A 20,430-nucleotide genomic window follows, 5' to 3' on the forward strand; every position below is an offset into this window, starting at 1 on the left:
TCAACAGCTTAACGACGGTTTTTCGGAGCAGCAGCACGCAGTATCAGTAGCCCAGGGGCTAACACGGTATCGGCCAGAATCGATTAAGACCCCACACACAGCCTCGCCTTTCAGCAGACCCCGCAACCAGACGATTGTCAATACCCTCTGGTTAAGCAAGGCACAAAGCTCAGGTGCCAAACGGCATATTTTAGGTCATTATACCTATCAATTGTTTCAATCCGTAACTCTAGCTACGGTATTTCTTGAACACGAGGGTAACGTTGTGCCCCCCAAAGCCGAAGGAGTTGGAAATAGCCACCTCAATGGGCATGGGGCGGCTCTGGTTGGGGACGTAGTCGAGGTCACAGGCGGGGTCGGGGTCGTGCAGGTTGATGGTGGGGGGGGCCACATCGTTGGCGATCGCCAGACAGGTGGCCACCGCCTCAATGCCCCCAGACCCGCCCAGCAGGTGGCCGGTCATGGACTTGGTGGAACTCACCGCCACCCGGTAGGCCGCCTCCCCCAGGGCGGTTTTAATCGCTTGGGTCTCGGTGGGGTCGTTGGCGCCGGTGCTGGTGCCGTGGGCATTGACGTAGCTAATCTCGCCGGGCGATACCCCGGCATCCTTGAGGGCCAGCTGAATACAGCGGGCCGCCCCCTCGCCGCCGGGCACGGGGGCCGTCATGTGGAAGGCGTCGCAGGTCATGCCGTAGCCGACGATTTCGCCGTAGATGGTGGCCCCCCGACTGAGGGCATGCTGCAGCTCTTCGAGAATGAGAATGCCGCAGCCCTCACCAATCACAAAGCCGTCGCGGGACTTGTCAAAGGGGCGACTGGCGGTCGTGGGGTCCTCGTTGCGGGTAGAGAGGGCGCGGGCCGCTGAGAACCCCGCCACCGACAGGGGGGTAACCGCCGCCTCGGTGCCGCCGCAGATCATCGCCTGGGCGTAGCCGTTTTGGATCAGGCGAAAGGCATCGCCAATGGCGTTTGAGCCGGCGGCGCAGGCGGTGACGGCGCAGGTGCTCGGCCCCTTCGCGCCCGTGTGGATGGCGGTCAGCCCCGCCGCCATATTGGCGATCATCATCGGAATCATGAAGGGGCTACAGCGGCTGGGGCCTCGGTTGAGGTAGATCTCCTGCTGGTCTTCGAGCACCTTGAGGCCGCCAATGCCTGAGCCAATGCAGGTGCCAATTTGCTCGGCGTTGAGATCGGTGATAGTCAACCCGGAATGGGCCAGGGCGCGCTGGCCAGCAATCACCGCAAATTGGGCGAAGCGGTCCATGCGCTTGACCTCTTTGCGGTCGAGAAATTCGCCTGGGTCAAACCCCTTCACCTCAGCGGCAATTTGCGACGCGTGCTGAGACGGGTCGAAGTGGGTGATGCGGTCGGTGCCGCTACGCCCAGCCACTAGCCCGGCCCAGTACTCGTCCAGGCTGTTGCCAATGGGGGTAATGGCATCCATGCCAGTCACCACGACGCGCTTTGAATCAGAGTTTGCCATAGCAAAAGAAACCGGGGGTCTAAAGAAGTGCACAAACGGGAGGGGATATACGGGCGTTAGGTGGTGGGTTTCAGGTATTGGGTGCCAGGTCTGAGACCCACCACCCAATACCCATTACCCGAAACCCGCTCCCCTAGGCAGCGGCTTTTTCTTCAATGAAATTGACCGCATCCTGAACCGTAGCAATGCTCTCGGCGGCCTCGTCAGGAATTTCAATCCCGAATTCCTCTTCCAGAGCCATAACGAGCTCTACCGTATCGAGAGAATCGGCGCCCAGGTCGTTGGCAAAGCTCGCTTCGGGTTTAACGTCAGCCTCTTCCACCCCTAGCTGCTCGCTGACAATCTTTTTGACCTTTTCAAAAGTCTCTGCGCTCATGGTTCTCCAACGCCTCTTTAGTACGGATTAATCGACAACAAAAAACCTTATCATCCTGCGACCCCATCGAGACGAATATCTGACGTCAAGCCCCAGCATAAGGCCGCCCAAATTTGAGCATTCCTTCAGTGTATCGGAAAAAGAACCCTACCAGAACTCCGTGGCCCGGTAGCCCAGTTCTGCCAGCATGACCCGCAGCAGCGGCAGGCTGAGGCCAATGACATTGGTGTGGCAGCCCTCAATTTTTTCGATAAACATGCCGCCTTTGCCGTCGATGGAAAAGGCTCCGGCGCAGACCAGCGGCTCCCCCGAGTCAACGTAGGTTTCAATGGTGGCGTTGTCGATATCGGCAAAGTAAACCCGGGTGACGGCGCTGCGTACCAGGGTGATCCCGCTGGGCGCAATCAGGGCATGGCCGGTGTGAATTTCGCCCACCTGGCCCCGCATCGCCTGCCAACGGGCGATCGCGTCGTCCCTATCCTTGGGTTTGCCGTAGATTTTGCCCCCAAAGGCCAGCACTGAATCGCAGCCCAGCACCAGCGCACTGGGGAACTGGGGGGCCACCGACTCGGCCTTACAGCGGGCCAGGGTGGCCACGTAGCTGGGCGGGGCCGTCAGCGCCACCTGGTCCTCGTCAAAGTTACTGGGGCAGACAAAGGGATGGATACCCGCCCCGACTAGCAGCAGGCGGCGACCCTTGGAGGCTGAGGCGAGCACGAACTGGGGGCGAGGAGAGGTTGGCATGGCAGACGCCGAGGACTTAGTCAATGTGATCAGGACGGGAGCCGCAGCCTGGGGTCGCGGTATCAGGTCTGCGGTTCAAGGCCACCCCTGCACCCGAAACCCTACTAGACCCACTATCTTTAGCTCGACAGACGCTGAGAGCCTGTCATCATTTCCAGCGAGAACTCCCATGATTAGCGCTTTTCCAGGCCCGATCCAAATAACAGGCTAGTAGTGGTTAGCAGAAATAGAACAACCTTGGCTGGAGTGTCCGGTATCGGGTGTCAGGTGTCGGGAACAGTTGACTGACTTCTGACGCAGAGTACTAGGGGCCGTAAGCCTTGATTTTTGGAGCGTTTAGCAGCTAGTCGATGATAGCCCCTAGGCCACCTTAAAGGAAGCAACCGACTGCTTCATCATGTCTCTGACCTTCTCCCAGCGGCTCTCGTCGGTGGAGGCGTTGAAGGTGTAGAGCTTGCCCCGGCGCACAATGGCGCTGGCCAGGTTGTGGCGGGGGCCGGCGGGCAGGTCGGCCAGGTATTCGAGGATGTAGTAGGTCTTGTTGTCGGCGGTGGTAATTCGCTGGGCGCTGAGCAAGTCGACGGTGCTTTCATCCCCGGAAAGGGCGCTAAAGCTCTTGGAGAGTTTGTAGCCAACTTCGGTGGGGGTGCCCAGGTCGTCGAGGTCTTTGCCCTCGGGTACGTCACTGATCACCACGCTGACGTTTTCGGTTTCGTGAATAATGTCGTGGAACACCACGTCGGCGGCACCGGGCACGTTCACCTCAACCCAACCTGTCGGGTACATGAACTCGTAGCCGGAGTACTGGTCGGCGTAGGCCTGTAGCCCGCCGCCGCCGCCCACGCAGCCCTGGAGGGTAACAGCAAAAACAATCAAAAGCACTGTGGCCAGCCGCTTCAGCATGGGTCGACGTCCTTGGGTCACGATCAGCAATAATTTTTAATTGTCTCACACGGGCTGCTCAAGCCCGCTTTTCAAAAAACAGCAGGTGCTGCTCGGGCAGGCGATCGTCGGTTTTGATCCAGGCCAAGCCAACGGCGGCCATTTCCCGGCGCACCTGAGCCACACTCATCTTGTGCAGGCGCTTGATCATCACCAGGGGATTTTCGGCCCGGTACTCGGCCAGCACAACCCGCCCGCCGGGTTTGAGCGCCGCCACTACCCCCTGCATCATCTCGCGGGGGTAGGCAAACTCGTGGTAGGCATCGACCATCAGGGCCAGGTTGATGGCATTGGATGGCAGGTTGGGGCTGTCGGGCTGGCCCAACACGGGCTCCACGTTCTCAATCCCCTGGGCCTCCAACTCCGCCTGGAGCATCGCCAGCATTTCGGGCTGAATATCGACGGCTAGCACCCTGCCCTGGGGCACCAGGGGCGCGATGCGGCGGGCGAAGTAGCCGGTACCAGCGCCAATGTCGGCCACGACATCGGTGGGGGCGAGGTCAAGGGCGGCGATCGCCGCCTGGGGCCGTTCCTGAAGGACTCGACTGGGGCGATCGAGCCAGCCAGCCCCCTCATGGCCCATGGTTTGGGCAATCTCCCGGCCCAGGTACACCCGTCCAATGCCGTCCGGGCTGGGGGATACGCTCTGGTAGTTGGCGCTGAGCTGGAGGGCCGGGGTAGCGCAGGCGGTCACCCCCCAGAGCAGGGCCACCAGGGCCAGACAGCGCAGGACTGGGGCCAGGGCGGCGCTGGCCTGAAGCTGGCGAGAAAAGCGTGGGGCGGGGCGAGTCATAGGGCAGGGGTAAAACTGGGCTGGAGTGGGCCTGATCTCTAATGAGCCTCCAATGGGCCTCTACTGGGCCTCCACCGGGGCCGGGGCGGCTGGTTCCAGCTGGGTGATCAGGGCCAGGTTGACCCGGTCTGCGGCGGGTTGGCTCAGGTCGGCCCGGAGGTTGGGGCCAAAGAACGATTCAATTTTGGCTTTCTTTTCCACCCAGGTGGTAAAAGGTACCGTGGGCGAGTCGAACTCCAGCACCAGGGCATAGCTGCCCTCAACCTCGGTTTCGTGAAGGCCGCTGAGCTCAGGGCACTCCTGCCCCGACGGACTCAGGCCCAGTTTTTGCAGCGCGACATCCAGGTGGGCCTCCTGGCCGTAGCGGTAGCGGGTGACATCCTGGCGCACCTGGTTTTGGGTGGGGGTGGCCTGTTCCTCGCGCAGTTTGAGTACCTCCGGGGAAGTGGGCTGGGTGTAGGGCGCAGGCTCTAGCTCCGCCGCCCGCAAGGCCAGCCCGCCCAACAGCACAGGAATGCCGTAGAAAAACCCGACCAGATTGAGGGTGGAGTTGTCCTGGAAGTAGGCCACGAAACCAATGACGGTGAGCACTCCCCCCACTGCCAGCAGCACCAAGCTCAGATTTGTACGCCCCAACATAGACCCCTCGATCAAAACGGTTACATCTACCCATCATGCCGTTTTGTGGCTGAGAAAGGTAGGGCGCGCAGGGGGGTGAGGTAGGTGCATCTCGCCACAAAGTTGTTTATGCTGTCGAAGAAGACGGAAACTGCTGGGGAAAGGCTATGGAGCTACAGGTAATTCGCGATCGCATTGCCACCATTCGATCGAAGCGAGAGGCGCTGATTCAGCTGCTGGAGCAGCCGGATCTGGGCACGCTACGCATTGACGTCAACCAGGCGATCGAAGAAATGGACGATCTGCTGGAAGAATTTGACCGCACCTTCCCGCTGGGATGATAGGTTGAGATTTGGACTGTAAATATCAAAGGACTTGGCTCCGGCGTTTGGGCGGCCCCTGGCTCAGCCCAGGTTGCTGGGCTGAGCCTATTCAAGTCCTTTCGTTACTCACCTAGATTCCGCTCAATCCACTATGGCCACCAGCTACACCGTCGAAATTCATCACCAGGGCGCTACCCAGACCATCACCGTCCCGGCAGACCAGACCATTCTCGATGCAGCTCAGGCGGCGGGCCTGGATCTACCTACCTCCTGTGGGGCGGGGGTCTGCACCACCTGTGCAGCCCTGGTGCTGGAGGGCGAGGTGGAGCAGAGTGACGGCATGGGGGTGAGTCCTGAGCTCCAGGCTGAGGGGTACGCGCTGCTGTGTGTGGCCTACCCCCGCTCCAACATCAAGCTGGAGACCGAAAAAGAGGACATCGTCTACCAAAAGCAGTTTGGCCAGGGATAGCCCGTTGGGTGAACCGGTAGCCGGTAGGGTGGGTATTGCCCACCACCAGAGGAGGTTTGGCAGCCAGGCCCTCCACCTCCCCCAGAGCACGTCCTTACTCCCTTGGTCAATATGGCGCTAGCAACTCAATTTATTATCCTGGAGTTTGGCCTGGGCCATGGGCAGGGGGATCTGGTCAGCGCCATAGAGGCGGCCCTGGCAGAGCGGGGTGAGCCGCTGCGTTGGGCCATTACTGGGGTCAACACTGCCACCCAAACCGCCATCGTAGAAGCGGTGGTCACCACCGGGGCAGCCCCTTCGACAGCCAATGCCGCTGGTTCTAACGCCACTTCTAGTCCCTGAGTCCTATGCCCCACCCTGACCTCGAACGTCGTCCCTACACGGCGGTGCTGGTGGTGCCGACGGGAATCGGTGCCGCCGTGGGAGGCTACGCGGGGGATGCGCTGCCGGTGGCGCGAGCGATCGCCTCGGTGGTCGATACCCTGATCACCCACCCCAACGTGATGAACGGGGCGCAGCTGTACTGGCCCCTGCCCAACGCCTGCTACGTCGAGGGCTACGGCCTGGACCAGTTTGCGGCGGGGCGCTGGGGATTGGCTCCGGTACACCGCAACCGCATCGGGCTGGTGCTGGATGCGGCGATTGAAGAGGATTTGCGCTGGCGACACCTGCAGGCGGCGGACGCGGCCCGCGCCACCCTGGGCTTGGACTTGACCGACTACGTGGTCACCGATGCGGCGCTGGGGGTCGAGCTGCGTCGGGCTGAGTCGGGGGCGACCTGGGGGACCATTCAGCGGCCCGACAGCCTGCTGCGGGCGGCCGAGCAGGCGATCGCAGCCGGGGCTGAGGCGATCGCCGTTGTCGCCCGCTTCCCCGAAGACATCGACACCGAGGCCCTGCAGGACTATCGCCAGGGCCAGGGCGTTGACCCCCTGGCCGGAGCTGAGGCGGTGATCAGCCACCTGGTGGTGCGCACGCTGAAGGTGCCCTGCGCCCACGCCCCGGCCCTCAGCCCGCTGCCGCTGGATCCCTCAGTGGCACCCAAGTCAGCCGCCGAGGAAATTGGCTACACATTTTTGCCCTGCGTGCTGGCGGGGCTGAGTCGGGCGCCGCAGTTTGTGCCGGGGCCGGGGGCAGGCCGTTCTAGCCTAGGGCTGTGGGCCGATCGGGTCGACGCCATTGTGGTGCCCGCCAGCGCCTGCGGGGGCAGTGCTCTGCTAAGTCTGGGACGGCGGGCGCTGGCGATCGCCGTGGAGGCCAACACCACCGCCCTGGCAGTGGGTCCCGAAGCCCTCGGCATTCCGGCGGTGCGGGTGGCCTCATACCTGGAGGCGGTGGGGCTGCTGGCCGCCCACCGGGCCGGGGTTAACCCCCAGGCTCTGACCGCTCAAATGCCCCAGCTCAAAGAGTTTCGTCCCAGGGCAGAGGTTCATCCCTTGGGCAGATAGAAACCTCGAAACCGCTTTCTACAATAAATGCGGAGGAGGTTGATTGTGGATGACGGCCTAGCTGTCACTCAATCATCGTGTCAATCCACTTTATAAAAAGGCGATTTAATCAAGGACTGATTCGAAAACCAAGTATCTGAGGCCTCGGCCGAAAGGTACAGCGGGTTTTTGGATGGGTTCTAAGGGCGAAATTAGACAAGGGCGAGACTTTGGTTGTCCGCGATGGCATCGAGGGTTGACGAGCATCAGTCGGTGCTGACGTCGATGCCGCCGATCTGCATCTAGCGCCTGCTGCCTGGTACGCTGATTCAGTCCGGCCTCCCCTGTCGTCACAGGAGCACGTCATGACAAAACGCACCGTCAACGTTCTGCTCGTCGAAGACGATGAGGTCGACGTGATGAACGTTCAGAGGGCTTTTAAGCGCAACCGCATCGAAAACCCCCTCTACATTGCCAGCAATGGGCTAGACGCACTGTCGATGCTGCGCGGCAGCGATTCTCAGCCACCGTCAGTACCGAGCCATCGTCGCCTGGTACTGCTCGACATCAATATGCCCAAGATGAATGGGCTAGAATTTTTACAGGAACTGCGCCGGGATGCTTCGCTGCGATCGACCCCAGTGGTGGTGCTGACGACCTCTGACGCCGACCAGGACCGGCTGGAGGCGTACCGCCTAAACGTGGCCGGCTATATTCTAAAGCCCGTGACCTTTGCTACCTTTGCAGATGTAATGGCATCGCTCAACCAGTACTGGGCGCTGTGTGAAATTCCTTAACCTTAAACAGATCCAGGAGGAGCTACCGCCGTGGGTTGTGGGAATAAAGGCTAACCGAATGGGTAGAGCGCTCGAAATCTTACTGGTGGATGATGATGCGGTCGATCGCATGGCCATTTGCCGGGCGCTGAGCCGCGCTGACCTGGCGGTACAGGTGACGGAGGTCAACAATGCCCAGGAGGCGATCGACTGCCTCAACAGTGCTGCCTACGACTGTGTCTTTTTGGACTATCGCCTACCGGAGCAGGACGGGCTTTCGCTGATTCGGCAGTGGCGCTCCGAGGGGGTCACCATTCCCCTGGTGGTGCTGACCGGTCAGGGCGACGAGCAGATTGCCGTCGATCTGATGAAAGCTGGAGCCAGCGACTACCTGATCAAGACTCGGGTTTCCCCCGATCGCCTGGCCCTGCTGCTGCGCAACGCTCTGCGGGTCTATGAGGCAGAGCAGCGGGAGGCTCTGGCCCTGGCCCAGCTGCAGCAGACCAACATGCTGCTCACCCGCCAAAATCAGGAGCTAGAGGATCAGCGGCGCTACATCGAAGACCAGAATCTCAAGCTGATCGAAGCCTATCGGGTCAAGTCTGAATTTTTGGCCACCATGTCCCACGAGTTGCGCACGCCCCTCAACGCCATTTTGGGGTTCTCACAAATTCTCGACAGCCAGTCCAAGGGCCCATTGACCTCCCATCAGGCGGAGATGGTGAGGCGCATTTTTACCAATGGCAAAAACCTGCTCAGTCTGGTCAATGACATTCTGGATTTGTCTAAGCTGGAGGCCCAGCGGCTGACCTTGATCCCCAGTGCGGTGGATCTGCACCGTCTGGTGGAGGCCACGCTGTCAGACCTGCGATCGCTGGCGGACGGTAAGACCCTGACCCTGGAGCGCGACCTGAACCTCAGCGATCCGGTTGTCATCAACGACGAGCACCGCCTGCGTCAGGTGCTCACCAATCTGGTCTCCAATGCGATCAAATTTACCGATCGCGGCCAGGTGAGCGTTAGGGTCACGGACGATGGAGCCAGCCACATTAGCCTGGTCGTGGAAGATACCGGCATCGGGATCGCCAGAGAACAGCTGCCCCATATCTTTGAAGCCTTTCGCCAGGTCGATCAGACTATCCGTCGCCAGCGCCCCGGCACGGGCCTGGGCCTGGCGATTGTCCATTCCCTGGTGACGGTGATGGGGGGAACCATTGCGGTTAACAGCCTGCCGGGGCAGGGAGCTACCTTTACGGTCACCCTGCCCCGGCAAATTGCGGCCCTGCCTGCGGCCGAAACCCTGGGGGTTGAGGTGCGGTAGCTGGCCTGGGTAGTTGTGCCTAGGTAGGCTTCACAAACTCAGCAATTTAGCGGTGGTTTGTGGTGACTACGTGGGAGAATAAGGGGCGCATTTTTTGGGGAACTGCCTGTGAAAGCTCTCGTGGTCGGCAACGGTGGCCGTGAACACACCTTGGCCTGGTCGCTGCTCCAGTCGCCCCGGATTACTGAGGTGGTCTGTGTGCCTGGCAACGGCGGCACTGCCACCCTTCCCCGCTGCCGCAACCTGGCCATGAATGCCGATGACTTTGAGGGCATCGCCCGCTTTGCCCTGGTCAACAACCTGGAGCTGGTGGTCATTGGCCCGGAGCAGCCCCTGGCCGACGGCATTACCGACTACCTGCAGCGTCAGGGGCTAAAGGTGTTTGGCCCGGTGCAGGCCGGGGCCCAGATTGAAGCCAGCAAAGCCTGGGCCAAGGCGCTGATGGCCGAGGCCGGCATTCCCACGGCCAGGGCCGCCGTCTTCACCGACGCCGCTGCGGCCCTGGCCTACCTGGACCGGGAGGGCGCACCAATCGTGGTCAAGGCCGATGGCCTGGCGGCGGGCAAGGGGGTAACGGTGGCCCAAACCCTCGAGGAAGCTACCCAGGCGGTAAACGAGGTCTTCAGCGGCCGCTTTGGCGAGGCGGGCCGTCAGGTGGTGATCGAAGAGTACATGACCGGACAGGAAGCGTCGGTGCTGGCGGTGACCGATGGCCAGACCATTCGCCCCCTGGTGCCCGCCCAGGACCACAAGGCGATCGGCGAGGGCGACACCGGCCCCAACACCGGCGGCATGGGCGCCTACGCTCCTACTCCGGTGGTCACGCCGGCGATCATGGCGCGGGTGCAGCAGGAGGTGCTGGAGCCCGCGATCGCCACCCTGCGCCGCCAGGGCATCGACTATCGCGGCGTGCTCTACGCCGGGCTGATGATCACCCCCAAGGGGGAGCCCAAAGTGGTGGAGTTCAACTGTCGCTTTGGCGATCCGGAGACCCAGGCGGTGCTGCCCCTGCTGGAAACCCCCCTGGACGACGTGATGCTGGCCTGCATTGAAGGACGGCTCGACAGCCTTGAGCTGCAGTGGAAGCCGGGAGCCGCCGCCTGTGTGGTCGTGGCCGCCGAGGGCTACCCCGGCAGCTACCCCAAGGGCATGGAGATCTCTGGGGTTGCGGAAGCCACCGACACCGGGGCGCTGGTGTTCCACGCCGGTACTCGCCGCAAGGGCAGCAGCGTTGTGGCCGACGGCGGTCGCGTGCTGGGGGTGACGGGGCTGGGCGATACCTTCGAGGCCGCGATCGCCAATGCCTACACCGGAATCGACAAAATTCGCTTTGAGGGCATGGTCTACCGCCGCGACATCGGCTACCGGGTCAAGGCCAGTTAGTTTTTCTGCTTAGTTTTTCTGCTCTGTAACCAGAGTTAGACCCTCCCAGGTGCCCTGGGCGTTGTAGGTGCGAATCAGCCGCTGCCGCAGGGTGGGGTTAATCAGCCAGCCCACCTCCAAAAATAGCGGCTGCCCCGGCACAATTTCGGTCGGAAAACTGGCCGATGCTCCCCCCGGCAGCAGCAGCACGGTGACCGGCTGCCTGCCCTGATCAAACCGCAGGGTGGAGTCGACCACCTGCCCCTGGGACTGGAGAACCGGACTGTTGCCAAAACTCAGGCGCTGACCCACCGCCGATCCCGCCTGCCAAACCTCTAGCCGGGTGGCCATCGTCTGGGGGGGCTGCAGGTCGGGAAATACCGTTTCGGCTGTCCCCACCCAGGTGCCGACGAGCTGATCGATGCTCAGCGCGGGACGGTCTGTGGGCTCATGGCCCTGCCGGGACTCGCGAATCAGCGTCAGGTGGCCGAGGGTGGGCACTTTGGGAAAGACCAGGGCCAAACGCAATCGCTCAAAGCCGTGAATTAGCCCCAGCTCAGCCCCAAAGTCGCTTACCGGGCTGCGCTGGATGGAGCCCTGGGAAAAGGCTCCGGTTTCGCAGAACAGCACCCCCCGCCCCAGGGAACTGTACTCCAGCACGGTTTCGCTGGGGGGCTGCTGGGGCGGGGATTTGCGAATGGTCTGGCGCATGGTGTTGCCAGCGCTGAGCGGCACCAGGGCCACCTCCGAGGGGATGTCCTGTAGCACCGTGCCGGTGGGGGAAAGCTGGGTGAAAGAGCCCACCCAGGTACCCTGATTTTTGAGCAGACGCGCCCACTGGGACGACGGAGCAGGGGTCATGGCAGCAGCACCAAAAGGGACGGCTCAGCCCCGCAGCTGGCTGACCAGGTGGGGCAATTCGGGCAAAATCAGCGCCTCCATCGCCAGGGTGACGGCGTTGCTCGAACCCGGCAGCGAAAAAATCAGTGTTGACCCCAAGACCCCGGCCACGGCGCGGGAGGCCATGGCGCGGGAGCCGATCTCCTGAAAGCTGAGCTGACGGAAGAGTTCGCCAAAGCCGGGCAGGGTTTTCTCTAGCAGGGCAGCGATCGCGTCGTAGGTGGTGTCGCGGGGGGCAATGCCCGTGCCGCCGGTGAGAATAATGCCGTCAACCTCAGCCTCCTGGGCCAGGGTTTGGCACAGGGGGCCGATTTGACTGGGCTCATCGGGTACGATGCGGTAGTCGTGGACCCGATGCCCCGCCTGGTTCAGCAGGGTTTGAATGATCTGCCCGCTGCGATCGCTCTCCACGGTGCGGGTATCGCTGACCGTAATTACCGCGCAGCGCACAGGCCGCGACAGCCTCTGGGAGTGGGCTGGGGGATGGGCCATAGTAGTCGGGGGAACTAGCTCTTGGTGAAGCCCAGGCCGTTTTGCTCGGCGTAGCGGTTCATGAACCGCATGAAGCGATCCCACTCGGCTTCGCTTTTCATCACGTAGGTGGCCTCAATGCCCGCTGGTTCGCCGTTGACAAACTTGCCGTTGACATCGCGGCTGGTCATCTCGCCCTCTTCGTCAACCAGGTACATACCGGTGATTTCAACCCCTTCCTCCTGGGAGAGCGCCTGGGGGTGATCGAAGTAGAAGGTGGCGGTGCCGTCGGAGCCGTCCTTGGCGCGGGTAAGCCGCACATCGGGAATGACAGGTTCTGCGATACCACGGGAAAATTGAATCTCGGCCATGCCAAAGGTCCTAATTTAATAGAAGTGCAACGGGTTGCTTAGTTATGCTCGATTTATTCTCGCATGTTACCGAGAATCAGACATTACCGCATATTTATGCAGCCTTAAGAACCTGGGGCAGGGCTTAAGGTTTGGCATACGCCTTGTACCCCCAGCTTTGCCACGTCCTAACTTTTAGGGTTGACGCGGCCCAGGGCCGTATCCCCCTAACCAGCGGCAACTAGGGCCTGAATCCGTTCCCCGGTGAGGCTAAAAGGGCGCACTTCAGTAATTTTGATCTGCACCAACTCGCCCTTCAGCGCAGCATAATCACCCGTAAAGAAGGCCAGCCGGTTACCCCGAGTCCGACCCATCACCTGGGTGGGATCTTTGGGGTTGATGGCTTCGACCAGCACTTCTTCGATGCGGCCCTGGTAGCGCTGCGATCGCTCCGCGGCTTTGGTATTGACCAGGTGGTTGAGCCGCTGCAGGCGATCGCGCTTCACCTCCTCCGACAGCTGATTCTCCCACAGGGCGGCGGGAGTGCCGGGACGGGGGGAATAGGCCGCCGTATTGAGTTGGTCAAAGGCAATGTCGTTGACCAGATCCAGAGTGTGCTGAAACTGCGCCTCGGTTTCGCCGGGGAAGCCCACGATCGCATCGGCGCTGATCGCCGCATCGGGCATATAGCGGCGCACGGTGTCGATAATGCGGCGATACTTTTCGTGGGTGTAGCCCCGGGCCATGGCCTTCAGCACGTCGTTGTCCCCCGACTGGAAAGGGATATGGAAGTGCTCACACACCTTGGGCAGCTCGGCGCAGGCGCGAATTAGCCGTTCCGTAAAGTAGCGGGGGTGGCTGGTGGCAAAGCGAATGCGCTCGATGCCGGGCACATCGTGGACGAAGTGCAGCAGGTCAGTGAAGGTGTGCTGGTGACGTCCGTCGACGGTGGAACCGGGCAGGTCGCGCCCGTAGGCGTCGATATTTTGACCCAGCAGGGTCACTTCTTTAAAGCCCTGGCGACCCAATTCCTCCATTTCGGCCCGAATCGCTTCGGGAGTGCGGGACTGCTCGACGCCGCGCACCCCCGGCACCACGCAGTAGGTGCAGCGCTCGTTGCAGCCGTAGATCACATTCACCCAGGCGGTAATGGTGCTGTCGCGGCGGGGCTTGGTGATGTCCTCCATGATGTCCACCTCTTCGGTGGCCACTACCTGGTTGCCGTCGAGCACCTGCTCCAGCAGGTCCTGCAGGCGGTTGGCGTGCTGCGGCCCCATCACCAGGTCGAGTTCAGGCACCCGGCGCAGCAAAGCCTCGCCCTCCTGCTGGGCCACGCAGCCCGCCACAATCAGCGTCAGGTCGGGCTTTTCGTGCTTGCGCTTGGCCTGACGACCCAGGTAGGAGTAGACCTTTTGCTCGGCGTTGTCGCGAATGGTGCAGGTGTTGTAGAGCACCACGTCGGCCTCGTAGGGGTCGTCGGTCCAGCTCAGGCCCATGGTGTCGAGAATGCCGGCCATGCGCTCGGAGTCGGCCTTGTTCATCTGGCAGCCGAAGGTGGTGATGTGGTATTGACGGGCAGAACCGGCCATAGGTCTAGGCTTTGTGAAATAGCAACAGCGCAGTTTTTTATTTTAGCGCCCTGCACGCTTTCTCCTCGACTCTTTCTCCTTGGCTCTGGGCCTGAGAAAAGCGCTAATAGGAAATGAGGTACTAGCAGGAATTGTTAAGGGTCTCGGCCACCTGTTTGAGGCGACCCAGCTGAGCGGCCATATCGCGCTTCGTCCAGCGGGCGGCAAACCAGTCGAACCCCACCTGGACAACCGGGTTGGGAATTTCAAATTCAAAGCGGTTCAAGAGCCTGGTGCCCTCTGCTTCGGGGCGGCATTCCCAGCGATCGCGGCCCCTGAAAAACCCTTCAAAAGACCACACAAGCAGGCCTGGTGCCCGTTCCGTCACCGTGCTGATAAGCGTGGGCTGCCACAGGGGCAGCCGGATGATAAAGCGGCTCTGGGCACCCAAATCGGTGCTCCAGGTGCCAATCGGCTCACACCGAAGCGCGGGGTTGAGCCAGCGGTGCATTAGATCTAACTGCGTCAGGCACTGCTCCACCTCAGTGGCACTGGCGCAGACAGAAATACTGTGCTCAATCACCTGACGGGTAGACATCCTGACGGTCTCCTGAGAGAATCGGCCCGGGTGGCAGTATTAGGAAAGCTTTCCTGGCAATAACCACTGTACCTGACCTAAGCTGGACCATTTTATGTCTCTGGGCTGATGCGGTGGCATGCCTACTCAACTAACCTTGCGTGGGCAGTTTATTTTCTGTTTCCTGTAGTAAATAGCCGATTGTCGAGATCGCGTAAGCTGTCCCCCCGCACGATGCCTTCGTGCACGATGCTCTTTCAGCACGCTCTCAACTACAAGGATCATGATTGATTTTTTCTCATTGACGCTGCTCCAGCTCGCGCAGCCTGGGGCTGGACCAGGTACTAATGTGCCAGCGACGGGTCCGGTGGCGGGTCCAGTCGGCTTTTTAGAGGCGGCGGCGATCCAACTGGGGCAATTTTTGCCCAGCCTCATCTGGGCGATCGCGCTGCTGCTGCTGGGCTGGATTGTGGCCACGGTGGTGGCTCTGGCCATTCGCAAACTGCTGCGCCAGACCAGTCTAGACGATCGCCTGGCCAACTGGGCCCTTGGCCGACCGGCGGATGCCCCAGTCCAGGTGGAGAAGTGGGTCTCCGCTGTGGTGTACTGGGTCATTTTTCTATTCGCCATTGTGGCGTCGCTAAATGCCCTCAATTTGGCCGGGGTATCAACCCCGCTGAACAACTTTTTAGACCAAATTTTCCTCTACCTGCCGCGCATTGGTGGGGCCCTGCTGCTGCTGGGGGTCGCCTGGCTGACGGCAACCCTGGTGAAATCCCTCGTCATCAACGGGCTGGGACGGTTTAACCTGGACGATCGCCTGGCCCAGCAGACGGGACTGGAGCGGGGTAGCAGCCCGGTGGTTTTGAATGAAACCATTGGCAACGTGCTGTACTGGTTCATCCTGCTGCTGTTTATTCCGCTGATTCTAAGTGCCCTCCAGCTGCCCGGCCTGCTGGCCCCCGTGGAGGGATTGATTAACTCTTTCCTACAGGCGATTCCTCGAATTATCACCGCAGCCATTGTGCTGGCCATCGGCTGGGTGATCGCCCGGATTGTGCGCGGTGTGGTCACCAACTTGCTGCTGGCGACTGGGGCTGACCAGCTGGGCCGCCGGATGGGGTTCCGCAGCTCCGCCCCAGGCCCAGGCCCTACCACCTCTACCTCTACTACTAGTAACCTGTCGCTGTCGCGGTTGGCGGGTACCGTAGCCTACGTTCTGGTGCTGATCCCGACGGTGGTAGCGGCCCTGAACGAACTCAACATTGATGCCATTTCGGCTCCGGCAATTTTGATGCTGGAGCGGGTGCTGACGGCCATTCCCCAGATCATCATGGCCGGTGTCGTCATTGCCGTCGCCTACTTTGTGGGCCGCTTTGTGGCTGACCTAGTGACCAACCTGCTGCGGGGAGCAGGCTTTGACAACATTATGGGCATTCTGGGACTGCCGGAGTTGAACCAGGGCCCCAGCGCCACAACCGTCCAGCCTGGTCTGGATGCCGAGGGACGTCCGATCGCCTCGGTGCAGACTCCGGGCCGCACCCCCTCAGATGTGGTGGGCATCGTCACCCTGGTGGCCATCGTGCTGTTTGGGGCGGTAACGGCCACCGAAATTTTGAACTTTCCGGGCCTCACCAACATTGTGCAGGCCATCCTGCTGATTGGGGCACGGGTGCTAAGCGGGGTGGTCGTCTTTGCCGTAGGCCTCTACCTGGCTAACGTGGCGTTTCGCCTGATCCGCTCCATGGGCACCGGCCAGGCGACTGTGCTGGCCCAGGCGGCTCGCATCGCCATTTTGATCTTTGTGGGGGCGATGGCCCTACAGCAGATGGGGGTGGCCCCAGACATTGTCAACCTGGCCTTCGGACTGCTGCTGGGAGCGATCGCCGTGGCGATCGCGATCGCGTTTGGTCTGGGCGGGCGCGAGGTGGCCGCCAGCGAACTGCGCGAATGGCTGACGGCCTTTAAGCAGCGCCAGTAACAACTCACCCAAAAACCATGCGCCTGGGGTCGGAGCCTTTGTCTCCGGCCCCGGGCGCGTTAGTATGTTAACTCAGCCTTAACCCGACCTGGCTTAGAGCCGTGTTTTCGGGGCCTGGTTGGCAAGCGGCCCCAGGGCGATCGCGATTCAGCATGAAACCTATCCATGGACGGCAAAGACTGGGCGAGATATATCGAAGCTACCGACGGGCTTTCTAAGCCCTGGCTGCTGATTCAGTGGCGGCTACAGCTCCTGCAGGAGCAGCGTCCCCACCTCGATCCTGAGACCTATGCCACCGAATTGGCGGCGCTCCACCAGGCCCTAATGGATCTGGGCGAATGGTGGCAGGGGCAGGAAGAAAGGGTGTTTGGATCGGGAGAATCATTGCCAGGGGACTCATAATTTGGGGAGCTTAATCCGATGGCCACGGTCGAACGCCACAGCAGTGAACGCCCCAGCGGTGAAGCCGCCCTCAACCTCAACGCCCCTGAGTACTACATCAGCCGGGAGTTGAGCTGGCTGGAGTTCAATCGTCGCGTACTCCACGAAGCCCTCGACGAGCGCACTCCCCTGCTCGAGGCCCTGAAATTTTTGGCCATCTTCAGCAGCAACTTAGACGAGTACTTCATGGTGCGGGTGGCCGCCCTGAAGCGGCAAATTGAGGCCCAGGTCACCAAGCGATCGCCCGACGGTCTGTCTCCGGAGGAGCACCTCAGTGCCATCAGCACTGCCCTGGGGCCGATGGTAGAGCAGCAGCACCAGTTCTTTGCCAAGGACCTGAGACAGCAAATGTCTCGCCAGGGGATCTGGCTGCTGGACCACGACGATTTGACCAAACCCCAGCAGATCTACTGCCGCGACTACTTCGACGAGCAAATCTTTCCGGTGTTGACCCCCCTGGCCGTCGATCCCGGCCATCCCTTCCCCTACATCTCCAACCTCAGCCTGAACCTGGCGGTGGTAGTCAAAGACCCCCGCACCCAGCAGACCCACTTTGCCCGGGTCAAAGTACCCCGAGTGCTGCCGCGATTTATTTCGCTGCCCACTCCCAGCGATGAAAGCTCAGAGGAGGGTCCCTGCCGCTGGCTGGGCGTACCGCTGGAGCAGGTGATTGCCGCCAACCTGACCGCCCTATTCCCCGGCATGGTAGTGCAGGAGCACTACGGCTTTCGGATCACCCGCAACGCCGACCTGGCCGTCGAAGAAGACGAAGCCGACGACCTGATGCTGGCCATCGAGCAGGAGCTGCGCAAGCGCCGCCGGGGTGGGTCAGCGGTGCGGATGGAGATTCAGCGGAACACGCCGGGACCGGTGCGGGCCATGCTGACGGAAGAACTGGCCCTGGCCCCCACCGACGTTTACGACATTGATGGGCTGATTGGCCTGAGCGACCTGATGACCTTTATGGCCCTGCCCCTGCCCGACCTCAAAGCCCCCAGCTGGACCCCGACCGTACCGCCAGCGATCGAAAACCTGAGTCCGCCCCAAGTCGATGCCGACGATATGGCCCTCGAAACCGCCGAGGACCTCTTCTCGCTGCTGCGGCGGCAGGATCAGCTGATCCACCATCCCTATCACTCCTTCTCGGCCACGGTGCAGCGGTTCATTACCCAGGCCGCCCACGACCCTCAGGTGCTGGCGATCAAGATGACGCTCTACCGCACCTCGGGCGATTCGCCCATCGTCAATTCGCTGATTTCGGCCGCCGAGAACGGCAAGCAGGTCACGGTTTTGGTGGAGATCAAAGCCCGCTTTGACGAAGAGAACAACATCAACTGGGCCCGCAAGCTGGAGCAGGCGGGGGTGCACGTGGTCTACGGACTGGTGGGGCTCAAAACCCACTGCAAAGTCACCCTGGCGGTGCGGCGCGAGGGGCAGCAGATTCGGCGCTACTATCACATCGGCACCGGCAACTACAATCCCAAAACCGCGCGGCTCTACACGGACCTGGGTCTGCTCAGCGCCCGCGACGATATCGGGGCCGACATTTCTGACCTGTTTAACTACCTGACCGGCTACTCGCGGCAGCAGGTCTACCGCCAGCTGCTGGTGGCCCCCCTGACTCTGCGCCAGCGCCTCGTCGCCCTGATTGAGCAGGAAATTGCCCTGCAGGCCAAAGGAAAACGCGGCCGGATTATCGCCAAAATGAACTCCCTGGTCGATCCCGACCTGATCGCCCTGCTCTACCAGGCGTCCCAGGCCGGGGTGAGCGTCGATCTGATTATTCGGGGCATCTGCTGCCTCAGGCCGGGACTGCCCGGCATCAGCGACAACATTCGGGTGATCAGCATTGTGGGTCAGTTTTTAGAACATTCCCGCATTGTTTACTTCCAGAATGGCGGCAGGGAAATTTTTCTGCTGGGCAGCGCCGACTGGATGCCCCGCAACCTCGATCGCCGGGTAGAGGTGATGGTACCCATCGCCGATCCCGCCCTCCGAAAAGAACTCAAAGCCATCCTCAACCTCTGCCTGGAGGACAACCGCCAGGCCTGGGACCTGGCCAGCGACGGCAGCTACCACCAGCGCCGCCCCGGCGAGGGGGAAGAAACCCGCAGTACCCAGGCCCAGCTGATGGCCCATGTCAGTCGTTCACCGGTCGGGCGAGCGGCTCCAGCGAAACAGCAAAACGCCAAGCCCCGCAAGCAGCGTAAGTCCCAACAGTCCGGCTAGGGGGTTGCCATCCAGGCCCGTCACCCAGGCGGGAACCCGGCCCGTGGGCCGCAGCAGGTTGCCCACCTCCAGCAGGTAGTAGCCCCACACCAGCCCGGCGTGCAGCCCCACCGGGTGGCCCAGGCCAGTTTCGCCGGGGGCGATCGCAATTCGCCGCGCCCACCCCAGCACAAACCCCAGCAGCAGCAGCCCGGCGAACTGGGGCAGCAGGGCCAGAATGGCGTCGAGGGGCTTGATAAAGTGGGCGATCGCAAAGATCAAACTGGTGACCCCCAGGGCTACCCCCGGTGTCCACCCCTGCTCCAGTTCGCGCAGCAGCCAGCCCCGAAACAGCACTTCCTCGGACCAGCCCACCGCCGTCGCTGCCAGGGCGCCCACCGCCGCCACCTGCAGCAGCCCCAGCCCTCGCGCACCAGCGAGATCGACATTCGCCCAGCCCAGCCCCAGCTGCACCACCGCCAACACCGCAATGCTCAGCGCTCCCAGGGCGGCGCCCACCGCCATGCCCCGCGCCAGCCCGCGCCAACCCGCAAAGCCAACCTTGGCCCAGGGCTGAGTTTCGCCGCGCACGCGCCGTTCCCAGCGGGGCAGCACCAGCAAAAAGACGACGTACAGCAGGGCGGTAGGGAAGATATCCCCCCCCGGCAGCACCCCTTGCCCCGCTAGTGCGTACAGGGGTAGCGCCAGCGGGGCCCAGAGCACGACTACAATCAGCAGAAACATCAGCACCCGCCCCAGGGGGGGGAAGCCAGTCAGTTTAGCCCAGGGCCACTTATTCATCCGGCTCGATGGTGCTGCTCAAACCCAGGTTACACAGCCCTTCGCTGTAAAATTCGGCGTGCTCCATGGCGCAGGTGATCACCAGCGCCACTCCGGCGGTATGGGCCTGCATCATGATGTCAACCGCCTGGGCCATGGTCAGGCTGGGCACGACCTTAATCAACGATTCCACCACGTATTCCATCGAGTTGAAGTCGTCGTTGTGGAGCAACACTCGATAGCGGGGTGCAGGTTTTTGAATGGTGGACGTTGTTGTCCGTTCGATAGTCTCAACTGACACAGCAACACCTCTCTGCCTAGTTCAAGGGGCTCAATATCAAGGGCTCAGTTCCAAGGGCACAGGGAAGGTCTACAGTCCCAAACCCCCCGCAGGCGCAGGGTCACGGTAGAGTACTCCGCACAGGCAGCCCTGGAGCAGCGCCGGATCGAGGGACTTACCTGGAACGTTGGCGCTGACGGGTTGCGCTTTACTGAGGTTGGTTAGAGCGCTGTTTGGAAA

General features: G+C 61.7%; 23 protein-coding genes. 10 read left to right on the forward strand and 13 right to left on the reverse strand.

What is annotated here, in order from left to right; genetic code table 11:
- Positions 1 to 229: 229 nt before the first annotated feature.
- From fabF to NF78_RS25910, 6 genes are all read right to left on the reverse strand, one after another.
- Positions 230 to 1,483 carry a beta-ketoacyl-ACP synthase II gene (fabF, locus tag NF78_RS25885; protein ID WP_035992989.1) on the reverse strand — a complete coding sequence of 418 codons (1,254 nt, stop codon included), beginning with the start codon at positions 1,481 to 1,483 and terminating at the stop codon, positions 230 to 232.
- A gap of 133 nt (positions 1,484 to 1,616) precedes the next feature.
- The gene (locus tag NF78_RS25890) at positions 1,617 to 1,859 is read right to left on the reverse strand and encodes an acyl carrier protein (RefSeq protein ID WP_035992991.1); all 243 of its coding nucleotides are present in this window, start codon (positions 1,857 to 1,859) and stop codon (positions 1,617 to 1,619) included.
- 147 nt (positions 1,860 to 2,006) lie between these two features.
- Positions 2,007 to 2,603, reverse strand: a complete 597-nt coding sequence (locus NF78_RS25895; RefSeq protein WP_035992994.1) for a Maf family protein — start codon at positions 2,601 to 2,603, stop codon at positions 2,007 to 2,009.
- 360 nt (positions 2,604 to 2,963) lie between these two features.
- Positions 2,964 to 3,506, reverse strand: a complete 543-nt coding sequence (gene psbP / locus NF78_RS25900) for a photosystem II reaction center PsbP (RefSeq protein ID WP_035992996.1) — start codon at positions 3,504 to 3,506, stop codon at positions 2,964 to 2,966.
- A 58-nt stretch (positions 3,507 to 3,564) separates the two neighbouring features.
- A complete protein-coding gene (locus tag NF78_RS25905; protein ID WP_052050968.1) occupies positions 3,565 to 4,338 on the reverse strand; it encodes a class I SAM-dependent methyltransferase in 774 nt (257 codons plus the stop codon).
- Between the two features lie 60 nt (positions 4,339 to 4,398).
- The gene (locus NF78_RS25910) at positions 4,399 to 4,977 is read right to left on the reverse strand and encodes a DUF2854 domain-containing protein (protein WP_035992999.1); all 579 of its coding nucleotides are present in this window, start codon (positions 4,975 to 4,977) and stop codon (positions 4,399 to 4,401) included.
- A gap of 146 nt (positions 4,978 to 5,123) precedes the next feature.
- On the opposite strand from NF78_RS25910, the gene NF78_RS32020 reads away from it, so the two are divergent.
- From NF78_RS32020 to purD, 7 genes are all read left to right on the forward strand, one after another.
- Positions 5,124 to 5,297 (forward strand): hypothetical protein, encoded by a 174-nt coding sequence (locus NF78_RS32020; RefSeq protein ID WP_197064974.1) that lies wholly within the window; start codon positions 5,124 to 5,126, stop codon positions 5,295 to 5,297.
- Between the two features lie 133 nt (positions 5,298 to 5,430).
- On the forward strand, positions 5,431 to 5,748 hold the full coding sequence (locus NF78_RS25915) for a 2Fe-2S iron-sulfur cluster-binding protein (RefSeq protein ID WP_035993002.1): 318 nt from the start codon (positions 5,431 to 5,433) through the stop codon (positions 5,746 to 5,748).
- A gap of 111 nt (positions 5,749 to 5,859) precedes the next feature.
- Positions 5,860 to 6,090, forward strand: coding sequence for a hypothetical protein (locus NF78_RS25920; protein ID WP_052050969.1), 231 nt, complete (start codon positions 5,860 to 5,862; stop codon positions 6,088 to 6,090).
- Between the two features lie 5 nt (positions 6,091 to 6,095).
- Positions 6,096 to 7,196, forward strand: coding sequence for a DUF3326 domain-containing protein (locus tag NF78_RS25925; RefSeq protein ID WP_052050970.1), 1,101 nt, complete (start codon positions 6,096 to 6,098; stop codon positions 7,194 to 7,196).
- A gap of 344 nt (positions 7,197 to 7,540) precedes the next feature.
- Complete coding sequence (locus NF78_RS25930; RefSeq protein WP_035993005.1) at positions 7,541 to 7,972, forward strand: response regulator; 432 nt, start codon at positions 7,541 to 7,543, stop codon at positions 7,970 to 7,972.
- A 58-nt stretch (positions 7,973 to 8,030) separates the two neighbouring features.
- On the forward strand, positions 8,031 to 9,272 hold the full coding sequence (locus tag NF78_RS25935; protein ID WP_035993007.1) for a hybrid sensor histidine kinase/response regulator: 1,242 nt from the start codon (positions 8,031 to 8,033) through the stop codon (positions 9,270 to 9,272).
- A gap of 108 nt (positions 9,273 to 9,380) precedes the next feature.
- Positions 9,381 to 10,655 (forward strand): phosphoribosylamine--glycine ligase, encoded by a 1,275-nt coding sequence (purD, locus tag NF78_RS25940; RefSeq protein ID WP_035993010.1) that lies wholly within the window; start codon positions 9,381 to 9,383, stop codon positions 10,653 to 10,655.
- 9 nt (positions 10,656 to 10,664) lie between these two features.
- On the opposite strand, the gene NF78_RS25945 is transcribed toward purD, so the two are convergent.
- The 5 genes from NF78_RS25945 to NF78_RS25965 form a co-directional block, all read right to left on the reverse strand.
- Positions 10,665 to 11,495, reverse strand: coding sequence for a DUF3598 family protein (locus NF78_RS25945; protein WP_035993013.1), 831 nt, complete (start codon positions 11,493 to 11,495; stop codon positions 10,665 to 10,667).
- Positions 11,496 to 11,519: 24 nt separating this feature from the next.
- On the reverse strand, positions 11,520 to 12,026 hold the full coding sequence (locus NF78_RS25950) for a molybdenum cofactor biosynthesis protein B (RefSeq protein WP_035993016.1): 507 nt from the start codon (positions 12,024 to 12,026) through the stop codon (positions 11,520 to 11,522).
- A gap of 14 nt (positions 12,027 to 12,040) precedes the next feature.
- Positions 12,041 to 12,376 carry a photosystem II reaction center protein Psb28 gene (gene psb28 / locus NF78_RS25955; RefSeq protein ID WP_035993019.1) on the reverse strand — a complete coding sequence of 112 codons (336 nt, stop codon included), beginning with the start codon at positions 12,374 to 12,376 and terminating at the stop codon, positions 12,041 to 12,043.
- A gap of 206 nt (positions 12,377 to 12,582) precedes the next feature.
- Positions 12,583 to 13,944, reverse strand: coding sequence for a tRNA (N6-isopentenyl adenosine(37)-C2)-methylthiotransferase MiaB (gene miaB, locus NF78_RS25960; RefSeq protein WP_035993022.1), 1,362 nt, complete (start codon positions 13,942 to 13,944; stop codon positions 12,583 to 12,585).
- Positions 13,945 to 14,065: 121 nt separating this feature from the next.
- Positions 14,066 to 14,521: an SRPBCC family protein gene (locus NF78_RS25965; RefSeq protein WP_035993026.1), complete on the reverse strand. Its 456-nt coding sequence runs from the start codon at positions 14,519 to 14,521 to the stop codon at positions 14,066 to 14,068.
- A gap of 328 nt (positions 14,522 to 14,849) precedes the next feature.
- Here NF78_RS25965 and NF78_RS25970 point away from each other — a divergent pair, with 328 nt between their 5' ends.
- The 3 genes from NF78_RS25970 (at position 14,850) to ppk1 (ending at position 19,151) form a co-directional block, all read left to right on the forward strand.
- The gene (locus tag NF78_RS25970) at positions 14,850 to 16,481 is read left to right on the forward strand and encodes a mechanosensitive ion channel (protein ID WP_225885423.1); all 1,632 of its coding nucleotides are present in this window, start codon (positions 14,850 to 14,852) and stop codon (positions 16,479 to 16,481) included.
- A gap of 165 nt (positions 16,482 to 16,646) precedes the next feature.
- Entirely contained in the window at positions 16,647 to 16,883 is a 237-nt protein-coding gene (locus tag NF78_RS25975) for a hypothetical protein (RefSeq protein WP_035993030.1), read from the forward strand.
- Between the two features lie 18 nt (positions 16,884 to 16,901).
- Complete coding sequence (gene ppk1, locus NF78_RS25980; protein ID WP_035993032.1) at positions 16,902 to 19,151, forward strand: polyphosphate kinase 1; 2,250 nt, start codon at positions 16,902 to 16,904, stop codon at positions 19,149 to 19,151.
- Here the strand turns inward: ppk1 and NF78_RS25985 are convergent.
- On the reverse strand, positions 19,071 to 19,931 hold the full coding sequence (locus NF78_RS25985; RefSeq protein ID WP_035993034.1) for a CPBP family intramembrane glutamic endopeptidase: 861 nt from the start codon (positions 19,929 to 19,931) through the stop codon (positions 19,071 to 19,073). The genes ppk1 and NF78_RS25985 overlap by 81 nt on opposite strands.
- Positions 19,924 to 20,211, reverse strand: a complete 288-nt coding sequence (gene clpS, locus NF78_RS25990; RefSeq protein WP_052050971.1) for an ATP-dependent Clp protease adapter ClpS — start codon at positions 20,209 to 20,211, stop codon at positions 19,924 to 19,926. Before clpS ends, NF78_RS25985 begins: the two co-directional genes overlap by 8 nt.
- Positions 20,212 to 20,430 lie beyond the last annotated feature (219 nt).

It is taken from the genome of Leptolyngbya sp. KIOST-1, from assembly GCF_000763385.1.
Taxonomy (GTDB): domain Bacteria; phylum Cyanobacteriota; class Cyanobacteriia; order Phormidesmidales; family Phormidesmidaceae; genus Nodosilinea.